Genomic DNA, 13,066 nt, shown 5'->3' on the forward strand with positions numbered 1-13,066 from the left:
TCTCGCCCCCTCACTGCGCCGCATCGGCTGCGGCTTGACCCGCGGCGGACTGGGCGGTCTTGGTGGCCGGCTGCGCCAGCTTGTCCCACGAGCGGGCGGTCCCCAGACCCTGCAGGTAGGCGATGAGCGCCTCCAGCTCGGTCTTGCCCTTGACCTCTTCCGTGGCCTTGGCGATCTCTTCGTCCGTGTACGGCACGCCCAGTTGACGCAGCGCGCGCATCTTGACGGGCAGCGCGTCGGCGTCCACGGGGCGGCGCTCCAGCCACGGGTAGGCGGGCATGTTGGACTCCGGCACCAGGTCGCGCGGGTTGATCAGGTGGATGCGGTGCCACTCGTCGGAGTAGCGGCCGCCCACGCGCGCCAAGTCCGGACCGGTGCGCTTGGAGCCCCACTGGAACGGATGGTCGTAGACGAACTCACCCGCCACCGAGTACGGGCCGTAGCGCAGCGTCTCGGCGTGGAAGGGGCGCACCATCTGCGAGTGGCAGGCGTAGCAACCCTCGCGGATGTAGATGTCACGCCCGGCCAGTTGCAAGGCCGGATAGGGCTTGACGCCCTCGATCGGCTTGGTGGTGGAGTGCTGGAAGAACAGCGGCACGATCTCCACCAGACCGCCCACCGCCACCACCAGGGTGATGAGGACGATCATCAGGAAGTTGTTGGTCTCGATGCGCTCGTGACCGCTCGGCTGGTGTTGTGTGTTGGCCATGGTGTCCTCCTCAGGCGTGCGCGGGGGCAGGGATGGCCACCGGGGTAACCTTGCCCTGGGCCGCGGTCTTCCAGACGTTCCACGCCATCACGCACATGCCGGCCAGGTACAGCACGCCGCCCAGCAGACGGATCACGTAGAACGGATAAGTGGCCTTGACCGACTCGACGAAGGTGTAGGTGAGCGAGCCGTCCGGGTTGACCGCGCGCCACATCAGGCCCTGCATCACGCCGGCGATCCACATCGCGGCGATGTAGAGCACGATGCCGATGGTCGAAATCCAGAAGTGCAGCTCGATGGCCTTGACGCTGTACATCTTCTTCTGGCCGAACAGGCGCGGAATCAGGTAGTACAGCGAACCCATGGTCACCAGACCCACCCAGCCCAGCGCGCCGGAGTGCACGTGGCCGATGGTCCAGTCGGTGTAGTGGCTCAGGGCGTTGACGGTCTTGATCGACATCATCGGCCCTTCGAAGGTCGACATGCCGTAGAACGACAGCGACACGATCAGGAAGCGCAGGATCGGATCGTCACGCAGCTTGTGCCAAGCGCCCGACAGCGTCATGATGCCGTTGATCATGCCGCCCCAGCTCGGCGCCAGCAGGATCAGCGAGAACACCATGCCGAGCGACTGCGCCCAGTCCGGCAGCGCGGTGTAGTGCAGGTGGTGCGGACCCGCCCACATGTAGGTGAAGATCAGCGCCCAGAAGTGCACGATCGACAGCCGGTAGGAGTACACCGGTCGCTCGGCCTGCTTGGGGATGAAGTAGTACATCATGCCCAGGAAGCCCGCGGTCAGGAAGAAGCCCACCGCGTTGTGGCCGTACCACCACTGCACCATGGCGTCCTGCACACCGGCGTACACCGAGTACGAGTGCGTCAGGCTGGTCGGGATCTGGATGTTGTTGACGATGTGCAGCATCGCCACGGCGATGATGAAGGCGCCGTAGAACCAGTTGGCCACATAGATGTGCCGCACTTTGCGGGTGCCCACCGTGCCGAAGAACACGATCGCGAAGGCCACCCACACCACGGCCACCAGAATGTCGATCGGCCAGATCAGTTCGGCGTATTCACGGCCCTGGGTGTAGCCCAGCGGATAGGTGATCGCCGCCAGCACGATGACGGCCTGCCAGCCCCAGAACGTGAACGAGGCCAGTGCCGGCGCAAACAATTGCGTCTGACAGGTACGCTGCACCACGTAATAGGCGGTGGCGAACAGGCCCGAGCCGCCGAAAGCAAAAATCACCGCGCTGGTGTGCAGCGGGCGCAGCCGGCTGTACGTCAGGTACTCGATGCCGAAGTTGAGCTCCGGCCAGGCCAGTTGTGCGGCAATGATGACGCCGACCAGAAAGCCGACGATGCCCCACACCACGGTCATGATGGCGAACTGCCTCACGACCTTGTCGTTATAGACCCCCGTCGCAGGGGCCGCCGTGGTTGCAGACATAGGTAACACTCCTGTTGTGAAAATCACCCAGGCGCAGTATCCGGGAGCCCTCCCCCTGCGCCCTTGACATAGGTCAATCCTGGCGCAGGATGCGCTCGCCTTCGCGCTCCACGTTGTCGAATTGTCCCGAGTGCAGCGCCCACCAGAACAGGCCGATGATCAGCAGCACCAGCACCACCGACAGCGGCACCAGCAGGTAGAGGATTTCCATCGTTCGATTCTCCCAGTTACGGGGGGTAGGCGCCCATCAAGCGGGCGCGGGGGCTGCCGCTGGCGACGGTGCGCCATCGGCCGTCGGAGCGCCGCGGCGGCCCAGCCGCATCGCGTTGCCGATGACCAGCAGCGAGCTGGCCGCCATGCCCAGCCCCGCCGCCCACGGCGGCATGAAGCCGGCCACCGCCAGCGGCACCGCCAGCGCGTTGTAGCCAGCCGCCCAGGCCAGATTTTGGCGCACGACGCGCAGCGTCGCGCGCGCCATCTCCACCGTGCGCACGATGTCGGTGAGCCGCCCGCTCTGCACGACGAGGTCGGCGCGCGTCTGCGTCAGCGGCGCGCCGTGGCCGAGCGCGAACGACACATCCGCGGCGGCCAGCACCGGGCCGTCGTTGAGGCCGTCGCCGACCATCGCCACGCGCCGCCCCTCGGCCTGCCAGCGGTGCAGCGTGGCGAGCTTGTCCTCGGGGCTGGCGCCGGCGACGACGTGCTCGATGCCCAGCGGCCGCGCCACGCGCTGCGCGGCGCCGAGCCGGTCGCCCGACAGCAGCCGAACCTGCAGCCCGAGCGCGCGCAGCCGCTCAATCGCCTCGCGCGCCTCGGGGCGCACGCCCTCGTCGAGCACGAAGGTGGCCAGCCACCCCTGCCCGTCGCACAGGTGCGCGCACGGCACATCGGCCGGCGCGCGGCCGGCCGCGACCAGCGCCGCCTCGTCCAGCCCGCAGTGCGCCGCCGAGCCCAGGCGCCACGGCTGGCCGTCCGGCCCCTGCGCGGTCAGGCCCCGGCCCGGGGTCTCGCGCACTTCCCACGCCGGGGCGTCGGGCACGTCGCCGGCGGCGGCCACCAGCGCGCGCGACACCGGGTGCAGCGAGGCGCGCGCCAGCGGCCAAGCCGCCGCCAGGGCCTGTTCGCGCGTCACGCCGGGGCGCGTCAGCACGTCGCGCACCACCACGCGGTCCTGTGTCAGCGTGCCGGTCTTGTCGAACACCACCGTGTCCACCGCGGCCAGCGCCTCGAACGCCTGCAGCCGCCGCGTCAGAATGCCGCGGCGCGCCAGACCGCCGGCCGCGGCCAGCATCGCCGCCGGCGTGGCCAGCGACAGCGCGCACGGGCAGGTGACGATCAGCACCGCCACCGCCACTGCCAGCGCCCGGCTGGGGTCGAACTGCCACCAGTACAGCCCGGCCAGCCCTGCCGCCAGCAGCACCGCCACCAGGAACGGCGCGGCGACGCGGTCGGCCAGCCGCGCCAGGCGCGGCTTGTCGGTGCTGGCCTGCTCCATCAACGCGACGATCTGCGCGAAGCGCGTCTCGCGCCCGACGCGCTGCAGCCGCACGCGCACCGTGCCGCCAAGGTTGTGGCTGCCGGCCACCACCGCCTCGCCGCGGCGGCGCGTCACCGGGTGCGATTCGCCGGTCAGCAGCGCCTCGTCCACCGTGGCGGCCTCCGACAGCACCTCGCCGTCGCCCGGAAACGCCTGCCCGGCCTGCACGTGCACCACGTCGCCGGCCTGCAGGCGCTTGAGCGACACCGCCTCCAGCGCGCCGTCGGCGCGCTCGCGCTGCACCACCTCCGGCAGGCGGTTCATCAGCGCGTCCAGGGCGCCGGCGGTGCGATCACGCAGCTTGTACTCCAAGTAACGCCCGCCGAGCAGGAAGAACACGAACATCGTCAGCGAGTCGTACCAGATGTCGTGCCCCCACGGCCCGGTGGGATCGAAGGTGGCCAGCGTGCTGACGACGAAGGTGATCAGGATGCCCAGCGACACCGGCACGTCCATGCCGATGCGCCCCTGACGCAGGTCGCGCCAGGCGCTGCCGAAGAACGGCCCGCTGGCGAACAGCAGCACCGGCAGGCTCAGCACCCACGACGCCCAGCGCAGCAGCTGCAGCAGGTCGGCCGGGATCTGGCCCGGCTCGGTGACGTACTCGGGCCACGTGTACATCATCACCTGCATCATGCAAAAGCCCGCGACGAACAGCCGCCACAGCGCGCGGCGCGTCTCGCGCGTGCGCTCGCTGACCGCCAACGCCTGCTGCATCGGCAGCAGCCGGTAGCCGACGCGGCCGACCGCCTCGGCCAGCTCCGACAGGCGCGTGCGCGCCGGGTCCCAGCGCAGCGTCAGGCGCCGCGTGGCGGCGTGCACCTGCGCCTCCAGCACGCCGCCGCGCCCCGCCAGCGCCGCCTCCACCGTGTCGGCGCAGGCGGCGCAGTACATGCCCTGCACCACCAGCGTCGATTCGCAGACGGTGCGGCCGCCCTCCTCACGCGTGTCGGTGAAGTCGCGCTGTTCCAGCGGGTCGTCCAGCACGCGGAAGTCGTCGTGCACCTCCAGCGGCCCGCGGTGGCCGCCCCACACCCCGGCCAACGGCGTGCCATCCCCCGCTGCAGGGACGGACGCCCCTGCAGCCGCTCGCGGTGGCGGGGCTGTTTCGCTCATTGCCGAACGGTACCCGATCGACCGGCACGCGGGCTTGACCTAGGTCAAACCCCGACTCGGGGCGCGTGTTACCGTGCCAAGATGGTAGGCAGTTACGGGCGGGCCCCGCAGGCCGGCCGTATTGCTTTCAGAGGAGACCCTGCATGTACCAGCGCATCCTGGTAACCACCGACGGCTCCAAGCTGTCCGACCGTGCCGTAGAGCACGCCATCGCCCTGGCCGACCTGACGGGGGCGGAGCTCGTCGCGTTGCGCGTCGTGCCGCGCTACCCGCAGACATATTTCGAAGGGGGGGTGGCGCTTGGCACGCCCGAGGTGCGGCAGATCGAAAAGCAGTGGGAGGACGAAGCGCGCCAGACGGTGGCCGCCGTCAAGACGCTGGCCCAGGCACGGCAGGTGAAGGTCAAGCCGATCACGGTCAAATCCGACCTGATCGCCGAGGCCATCATCGCCGCGGCCAAGCGCCACAAATGCGACCTGATCGTGATGGCGTCGCACGGGCGGCGGGGCATCAAGCGGCTGCTGCTGGGCAGCGAGACACAGCAGGTGCTGACGCACTCGCACATCCCCGTGCTGGTGCTGCGCTGAAGCGAGCACCGCCCGCCGTTCAGGCGGCGAAGCTGTCGCGGTAGCGCTCGCGCAAAAGGTTTTTTTGCACCTTGCCCATGGCGTTGCGCGGCAGTTCGTCCACCACCACGCAGCGTTTGGGCACCTTGTAGTTGGCCAGGCGCGTGCGCAGCGTGGCCAGCACGGCGTCCGGATCGATACGGTGGCCGGGCTGCGCGATCACCAGGGCCACGCCCACCTCGCCAAAATCGGGGTGCGGCACACCCACGACGGCGCTTTCGGCCACGCCGGGCAGTTCGTTGATCGCGCCCTCCACCTCCGCCGGGTAGACGTTGTAGCCCCCGCTGATGATGAGATCCTTGCTGCGGCCGACCAGCGTCAGGTAGCCGCGCTCGTCGATGACACCGACGTCCCCGGTGCGAAACCACCCGTCGGCGGTGAACTCGGCGCGGGTTTTGTCGGGCATGCGCCAGTAGCCCTGAAACACGCTGGGGCCGCGCACCTGCACACCGCCCACCTCGCCGGTCGGCAACGGCCGGTCGCCATCGCCGACGATGCGCAGCGCCACCCCCGGCAGCGGAAAACCCACGGTGCCGCCGCGGCGCTCGGCCTGCCCACCGTAGCGGGGGTCGGGCGTGCAGGGGTTGGAGGTGAGCATGATCGTCTCGCTCATGCCGTAGCGCTCCAGAATGGTGTGGCCGGTGCGCTGCTGCCAGGTGCGAAAGGTCTCGATCAGCAGCGGCGCCGAGCCGCTGATGAACAGCCGCATGTGCGCGCAACGCTCGGCGGTCAGCTCCGACTCGGCCAGCAGCCGGGTGTAGAGCGTGGGCACCCCCATGAAGACGGTGGCGCGCGGCAACCAATTCAGCACGGTGCACGGGTCGAACTTGGCCGCCCACAGCATGGGGCTGCCGTTGAGCAAGGCGCCGTGCACCGCGACGAACAGCCCGTGCACGTGGAAGATGGGCAGCACATGGATGAGCACGTCGTCCGGGCGCCAGTCCCAGTAGCGGCGCAGCACCTCGGCATTGGCGAGCAGGTTGCCGTGCGTCAGCATCGCCCCCTTGCTGCGCCCGGTGGTGCCGCTGGTGTAAATGATGGAGGCCAGCGCCTGCGCCCCGACCGCGGCGGGCACCTGCTGGTCCGGCTGGTGCGCCGCGCGATCCAGCAGCGTGCCGCTGCGATCGGCCCCGAGTGTGAACACCGCCCGCGCGCCGCGCCGAAACGCCAGGGCGCTGACCCAGCCAAACCGCTGCGGGGCGCAGACGACGACCGCGGGCTCGGCATCGTCGATGAAGTACTCGACCTCGGCCGCCGGATAGGCGGTGTTGAGCGGCACATAGACATGGCCCGCGCGCAGGGTACCCAGGTAGAGCATCAGCGCCTCGACCGACTTGTCCACCTGCACGACCACGCGGGAGGCGGGCGGCAGATCCAGCCCCGCAAGCAGGTTGGCGATCATCGCGCTGCCGCGCTCCAGGTCGCGCCAGGTGTAGACGAGGCCCTCGTCGGTCTCGATCGCGGGGGTGTCCAGATCGGCGGGGAAGCCGGCGCGCAGCGCGGCGTACAGATTGGTCACGGATGCGGTGTCCATCGTCGGGGTCATCAGAGGGCAACAGGCGTGCGGCGCGCCCACAGCCACAGGGCCACCCCCGCCACGACCATCGGAAGGCTCAGCCACTGGCCCATGCTCAGGCCCAGCGACAACAGGCCCAAGTGGGCATCGGGCTCACGGAAGTATTCGGCGGCAAAGCGCATCACGCCGTAGCCGGTGAGGAACGCGGCCGATACCTCGCCGACGCGGCGAGGCCGGCGCGCAAACGCCCACAGGAGCACGAACAGCAGCAACCCCTCCAGCGCAAACTGGTAGAGCTGCGATGGATGGCGCGGCAGCGGGCCGGCGGCGGGGAACACCATGGCCCACGGCAGATCCGGCGGCGCCGGACGGCCCCACAGCTCGCCGTTGATGAAGTTGCCGATGCGGCCCAGCGCCAACCCCACGGGCACGCACGGCGCGACGAAGTCCATGACCTGCAGCCACGGTCGCTGTTGGCGGCGGGCCCACCACGCCATCGCCAGCAGCACGCCGAGCAACCCGCCGTGGAAGCTCATGCCCCCTTCCCAGACGGCAAACACCCGCCACGGCTCGGCCAGGTAGGTGAGCGGCTTGTAAAACAGCACATACCCCAGGCGCCCACCCAGGATCACGCCCAGCACGCCCCAAAACAGGATGTCCTCCACATCCCGCGGCTGCCAGCCGAGCGTTCGGTAGGGCTCGTGCCGCAGGCGCCGTCGCCCCAGCCAGACGAACATGGCGAAGCCGGCCAAATACATCAGGCCGTACCAGTGCACGGCCAGCGGCCCGATGCGAATGGCCACCGGGTCGAATTGGGGATGCATCAACATGCGCCGATGGTACTCGATGGCCGCCGACGGCCGCCCGTTATCATGGTGACGATCGGATGACAGAACACATGTCCGCACGAAGGAGGGACACCATGGAAGTCCGCACCGACGGCCAGCGCCGCTACCACCGGGTGCGGGCGGTCTTCGAAGAAGCGTTCGAACTCTGCCAGCCGCTGCTCGACCCCCACCAAGGCATCGCCGGGCACGCCCTCACCCACCACGTTCCGCTGCGGGTGCGGGAGCATTTTCCGGATTTGACGCAGGAGGAGGTCCTGGTGCTGTTCGTCGCGCTGCGTGCCGCCTGGACACGCAGACGCGTGCGCGGCTGACCGGGCGTCAGTCGTCCAGGCCGGACAAATCCCGCACGGCGCCCCGGTCGGCGGAGGTGGCCCAATGCGCGTAGGCGCGCAGCGCGGCCGAGACCTTGCGTGCGCGCGGCTTGGCCGGCTTCCAGCCGAGGCGGTCCTGCTCGGCGCGGCGCGCAGCCAGCTCCTCGTCGCTGACCAGCAGCTCGATGCTGCGGCGCGTGACGTCGATGCGGATGCGGTCGCCGTCGCGCACCAGCCCGATCGTGCCGCCGGCGGCCGCCTCCGGCGAGACGTGGCCGATCGACAGCCCCGAGGTGCCGCCGGAGAAGCGCCCGTCGGTCAGCAGCGCGCAGACCTTGCCGAGACCCTTGGACTTCAGGTACGAGGTCGGGTAGAGCATCTCCTGCATGCCGGGGCCGCCGCGCGGGCCTTCATAGCGGATGACGACCACGTCGCCGGGCTGGACCTGATCGCCCAGAATGCCCTCCACCGCCGCGTCCTGGCTCTCGAACACGCGCGCCGGCCCTTCGAAGACGCGCAGCACCGAGGTCGGCACGCTGGTGGTGTAGCGCAGCTGCTCGACCTCGAACATGCTCTCGTCGATGCCGGCGGTCTTGACGATGCAGCCGTCCTGCGCCAAGTTGCCGTACAGCACCGCCAGCCCGCCGTCGCGCGAGTAGGCGTGTTCCACCGAGCGGATGCAGCCCTCGCGGCGGTCCAGGTCCAGCGTCGGCCAGCGCGTGCTCTGGCTGAACGGCTGCTGCGTCGGGATGCCGGCCGGGCCGGCGCGGTAGAAGGTGCGCACCTCCTCCGACTGGGTGACCATCACGTCCCAGTGCGCCAGCGCCTCCGCCAGCGTGGGGCTGTGCACGGTGCGGGCGTTGGTGTGCAGCAGACCGGCGCGCGCCAGCTCGCCGAGGATGCCCATGATGCCGCCGGCGCGGTGCACGTCCTCGATGTGGTACTTGTTGGTGTTGGGCGCCACCTTGCACAGCGTCGGCACGCGGCGCGACAGGCGGTCGATGTCGGCCATGGTGAAGTTCACCTCAGCCTCGCGCGCGGTGGCCAGCAGGTGCAGCACGGTGTTGGTGGAGCCGCCCATCGCGATGTCGAGCGACATCGCGTTCTCGAACGCCTCGAAGGTGGCGATCGAGCGCGGCAGGACCGAGGCGTCGTCCTGCTCGTAGTAGCGGCGCGCCAGCTCGACGATCAGCCGGCCGGCGCGGCGGAACAGCTGCTCGCGGTCGGCGTGCGTGGCCAGCACCGTGCCGTTGCCCGGCAGCGACAGGCCCAGCGCCTCGGTCAGGCAGTTCATCGAGTTGGCGGTGAACATGCCCGAGCACGAACCGCAGGTCGGGCAGGCCGAGCGCTCGACCTCGGCCACCGTGGCGTCGTCCACGTGCGGGTCGGCGGCCATGACCATGGCGTCGACCAGGTCGAGCTTTTTGATCTGCACCGCCTGCTCGCCGGGCACGGCCAGGCGCACCTTGCCGGCCTCCATGGGGCCGCCGGAGACGAACACGGTCGGGATGTTGAGGCGCATCGCCGCCATCAGCATGCCCGGCGTGATCTTGTCGCAGTTGGAGATGCACACCAGCGCGTCGGCGCAGTGCGCGCTGACCATGTACTCGACGCTGTCGGCGATCAGCTCGCGGCTGGGCAGCGAATACAGCATGCCGTCGTGGCCCATCGCGATGCCGTCGTCCACGGCGATGGTGTTGAACTCCTTGGCCACGCCACCGGCGGCCTCGATCTCGCGCGCCACCAACTGACCCAGATCCTTCAGGTGCACATGGCCGGGCACGAACTGCGTGAACGAGTTGGCCACGGCGATGATGGGCTTGTCGAAGTCGCCGTCCTTCATGCCGGTGGCGCGCCACAGGGCGCGCGCGCCGGCCATGTTGCGGCCTTGCGTGGTGGTGCGGGAGCGATAGGTGGGCATGGATCGATGCGGGATGGGATCAGGGGATGGCGGCTGCGCGGGCAACCGCCGCTCGGGTCTGCCGTGTCATTGTGCCAGCGCAGCCGCCGGCCGGCGACACGTGGGGTGGCACCTCAGGGACGGAACTTCGGGGGCCGCAGGCTGGCGCGGGCTTTCTCGAGGCGGGCCGCCTTGCGGGCCTCGTCGCGGCGCATCGCGCGGCGCTTGGTGTAGCCCGACCAGTCCGCCCACCACCACCACAGTGCGGCCAGGGCAAACGGCGCGAGCACCCAGGTCCACGACCACTGCGCCACCGGGCCGATGGCCGCCCACTTGAGAATCAGCAAGACCACGCCCAGCACGAGAAAGCCCATGGCCACACTCCTGGAACCGAGCGGCGAAACCCCTGTGAAACCCCAGGAATCGCCCGCGGACGTATCGTTTGCAACAAGCTGTAAAGACGGATTGTGCCCGACGGGCGTCCCGCTAGAATGCCTTCCGTCTGCCGCTCCTTCCTCAACCTTCACGGGAAAGACACCATGAAACGCGCTCTGCTCATCCTGGCCGCGACCGCTGTCGTCTCCGCGCCGGCCCTGGCCGACGAAGCCCTGGCCAAGGCCAAGAACTGCATGGCCTGCCACGCCACCGACAAAAAGCTCGTCGGCCCCGCGTACAAGGACATCGCCAAGAAATACGCCGGCGATGCCAAGGCGGTCGACATGCTGGCCACCAAGATCCAAAAGGGTGGCTCGGGCGTGTGGGGCGCCATCCCGATGCCGGCCAACCCGCAGGTCAACGAGGCCGAAGCCAAGAAGCTGGCCGCCTGGGTGCTGAGCCTGAAGTGATGCGCCGGCCCGCCCGGCCCGGCCGGGCGGTGGACGGTGGCTCGCCAGCCACAAAAAAGCCTCGCGGATCGCGAGGCTTTTTGTTTTGCCGCCCGTCGGCGGCCGCCGCAGCGCCGGCGTCAGTTGGTCTTGGCCAGCTGCTCCAGGATGTGCGGGTTCTCCAGCGTGGAGACGTCCTGCGTGATCGCCTCGCCCTTGGCGATCGCGCGCAGCAGGCGGCGCATGATCTTGCCGGAGCGGGTCTTGGGCAGGTTCTCGCCGAAGCGGATGTCCTTGGGCTTGGCGATCGGGCCGATTTCCTTGGCCACCCAGTTGCGCAGCTCGTTGGCGATCTGCTTGGCCTCCTCGCCCTGCGGCAGCGGGCGCTTGAGCACGACGAAGGCGACGATGGCCTCGCCGGTCAGGTCGTCCGGGCGGCCGACCACCGCGGCCTCGGCGACGAGGTCGGTCTTGGCCACCAGCGCCGACTCGATCTCCATCGTGCCCATGCGGTGGCCGCTGACGTTGAGCACGTCGTCGATGCGGCCGGTGATGCGGAAGTAGCCGCGATCCTCGGAGCGCACGGCGCCGTCGCCGGCCAGGTAGTAACCCTTGAGCTCCTCGGGGAAGTAGCTCTTCTTGAAGCGCTCCGGGTCGCCCCAGATGGTGCGGATCATCGACGGCCACGGCTTCTTGACGACCAGGATGCCGCCCTGGCCATTCGGCATGTCGTTGCCCTGCTCATCGACGATGGCGGCGAAGATGCCGGGCAGCGGCAGCGTGCACGAGCCCGGCACCAGCGGCGTGGCGCCCGGCAGCGGCGTGATCATGTGGCCACCCGTCTCGGTCTGCCAGAAGGTGTCGACGATCGGGCAGCGCTCGCCGCCGACGTGCTTGTAGTACCACATCCACGCCTCGGGGTTGATCGGCTCGCCCACCGAGCCGAGGATGCGCAGGCTGGACAGGTCCCAGTTCTTCGGGTGGACCTTGTCGTCGGTGTCGCTGGCCTTGATGAGCGAGCGGATCGCGGTCGGCGCGGTGTAAAAAATGGTGGCCTTGTGGCGCTCGATCATCTGCCAGAAGCGCCCGGCGTTGGGGTAGGTCGGCACGCCCTCGAAGACGATCTGCGTGGCGCCCGCCGCCAGCGGACCGTAGGCGACGTAGGTGTGGCCAGTGATCCAGCCGATGTCGGCCGTGCACCAGAAGACGTCGCTGTCCTTCAGGTCGAAGGTCCACAGCATGGTCTGCTTGGCCCACAGCAGGTAGCCGCCGGTGGAGTGCTGCACGCCCTTGGGCTTGCCGGTGGAGCCGGAGGTGTAGAGCACGAACAGCGGGTGCTCGGCGCCGACCCACTCGGGGGCGCATTCGGTGGGCTGCCCCGCGAGCGCCTCGTGCATCCACACATCGCGGCCGGGGACCATGGCGCAGGCGGTGGCGGTGCGCTGGAACACCACGACGTGGCGCACCGACTCGCACCCGCCCATGGCGATGCCCTCGTCCACGACGGCCTTCAGGGGCAGTTCCTTGCCGCCGCGCATCTGGTAGTTGGCGGTGATGACGGCCACCGCGCCGGCGTCCTGGATGCGCTCCTGCAGCGCCTTGGCCGAGAAGCCCCCGAACACCACGCTGTGCGTGGCGCCGATGCGCGCACAGGCCTGCATCGCCACCACGCCCTCGATGGTCATGGGCATGTAGATGACGACGCGGTCGCCTTTCTTGACGCCCAGGCTCTTGAGGGCGTTGGCAAACTGGCTGACGCGCGCCAGCAGTTCCTTGTAGGTGACGCGGGTGACCGCCCCGTCGTCGGCCTCGAAGACGATGGCCGTCTTGTTCTCGACGGGGGTGCCCATGTGGCGGTCCAGGCAGTTGTACGAGGCGTTCAACTCACCGTCGGCAAACCACCGATAGAACGGCTTGTTGGACTCGTCCAGCACCTGGGTGAAGGGCTTGTGCCAGACCAGCAGCTCGCGCGCGCGGCGGGCCCAGAAGCCCTCGAAATCGGCCTCGGCCTCGGCACACAAGGCACGGTAGGCGTCCATGCCGGACACGCGCGCCTGGGCCGCCAGCGACGGATGGGGATCGAAAACGCGGTTTTCCACCAGCATCGAAGTGATGGCAGAGGTCGATTCAGCCATGTCGGGGGTCTCCTCAGGACGTTTGGAATGGGGACAACGACAGCCGGCAACTGTGCAGCGGGTCTCTGACGAGGCCCTTACGCAAAGGCGCAGC

Annotated in this window: 12 protein-coding genes; 3 read left to right on the plus strand and 9 right to left on the minus strand. The window is 69.3% G+C overall.

What is annotated here, in order from left to right; genetic code table 11:
• Positions 1-10 precede the first annotated feature (10 nt).
• The 4 genes from ccoO to Tfont_RS02315 form a co-directional block, all read right to left on the minus strand.
• Positions 11-709 (minus strand): cytochrome-c oxidase, cbb3-type subunit II, encoded by a 699-nt coding sequence (ccoO, locus tag Tfont_RS02300; RefSeq protein ID WP_143968235.1) that lies wholly within the window; start codon positions 707-709, stop codon positions 11-13.
• A 10-nt stretch (positions 710-719) separates the two neighbouring features.
• Positions 720-2,159, minus strand: coding sequence for a cytochrome-c oxidase, cbb3-type subunit I (ccoN, locus tag Tfont_RS02305; RefSeq protein ID WP_143968236.1), 1,440 nt, complete (start codon positions 2,157-2,159; stop codon positions 720-722).
• A 73-nt stretch (positions 2,160-2,232) separates the two neighbouring features.
• Complete coding sequence (gene ccoS, locus Tfont_RS02310; protein ID WP_143968237.1) at positions 2,233-2,370, minus strand: cbb3-type cytochrome oxidase assembly protein CcoS; 138 nt, start codon at positions 2,368-2,370, stop codon at positions 2,233-2,235.
• 36 nt (positions 2,371-2,406) lie between these two features.
• Positions 2,407-4,812, minus strand: a complete 2,406-nt coding sequence (locus tag Tfont_RS02315) for a heavy metal translocating P-type ATPase (RefSeq protein ID WP_143968238.1) — start codon at positions 4,810-4,812, stop codon at positions 2,407-2,409.
• Positions 4,813-4,955: 143 nt separating this feature from the next.
• Here Tfont_RS02315 and Tfont_RS02320 point away from each other — a divergent pair, with 143 nt between their 5' ends.
• Positions 4,956-5,399: a universal stress protein gene (locus tag Tfont_RS02320; protein ID WP_068608611.1), complete on the plus strand. Its 444-nt coding sequence runs from the start codon at positions 4,956-4,958 to the stop codon at positions 5,397-5,399.
• A 19-nt stretch (positions 5,400-5,418) separates the two neighbouring features.
• Here the strand turns inward: Tfont_RS02320 and Tfont_RS02325 are convergent, their stop codons facing one another.
• On the minus strand, positions 5,419-6,972 hold the full coding sequence (locus Tfont_RS02325; protein WP_143968239.1) for a malonate--CoA ligase: 1,554 nt from the start codon (positions 6,970-6,972) through the stop codon (positions 5,419-5,421).
• Between the two features lie 11 nt (positions 6,973-6,983).
• Complete coding sequence (lgt, locus tag Tfont_RS02330; RefSeq protein ID WP_068608609.1) at positions 6,984-7,784, minus strand: prolipoprotein diacylglyceryl transferase; 801 nt, start codon at positions 7,782-7,784, stop codon at positions 6,984-6,986.
• A 92-nt stretch (positions 7,785-7,876) separates the two neighbouring features.
• Here lgt and Tfont_RS02335 point away from each other — a divergent pair, with 92 nt between their 5' ends.
• Entirely contained in the window at positions 7,877-8,113 is a 237-nt protein-coding gene (locus Tfont_RS02335) for a hypothetical protein (RefSeq protein ID WP_143968240.1), read from the plus strand.
• Positions 8,114-8,120: 7 nt separating this feature from the next.
• Here Tfont_RS02335 and ilvD read toward each other — a convergent pair whose 3' ends face one another.
• Entirely contained in the window at positions 8,121-10,034 is a 1,914-nt protein-coding gene (gene ilvD, locus Tfont_RS02340; protein WP_143968241.1) for a dihydroxy-acid dehydratase, read from the minus strand.
• A 113-nt stretch (positions 10,035-10,147) separates the two neighbouring features.
• The gene (locus tag Tfont_RS02345) at positions 10,148-10,387 is read right to left on the minus strand and encodes a TIGR04438 family Trp-rich protein (RefSeq protein WP_143968242.1); all 240 of its coding nucleotides are present in this window, start codon (positions 10,385-10,387) and stop codon (positions 10,148-10,150) included.
• 165 nt (positions 10,388-10,552) lie between these two features.
• Here Tfont_RS02345 and Tfont_RS02350 point away from each other — a divergent pair, with 165 nt between their 5' ends.
• Positions 10,553-10,858: a c-type cytochrome gene (locus tag Tfont_RS02350; protein WP_143968243.1), complete on the plus strand. Its 306-nt coding sequence runs from the start codon at positions 10,553-10,555 to the stop codon at positions 10,856-10,858.
• Between the two features lie 119 nt (positions 10,859-10,977).
• Here Tfont_RS02350 and acs read toward each other — a convergent pair whose 3' ends face one another.
• Positions 10,978-12,972, minus strand: coding sequence for an acetate--CoA ligase (acs, locus tag Tfont_RS02355; protein WP_143968244.1), 1,995 nt, complete (start codon positions 12,970-12,972; stop codon positions 10,978-10,980).
• Between the last annotated feature and the right edge of the window lie 94 nt (positions 12,973-13,066).

Source organism: Tepidimonas fonticaldi, assembly GCF_007556755.1.
Lineage (GTDB): Bacteria > Pseudomonadota > Gammaproteobacteria > Burkholderiales > Burkholderiaceae_C > Tepidimonas > Tepidimonas fonticaldi.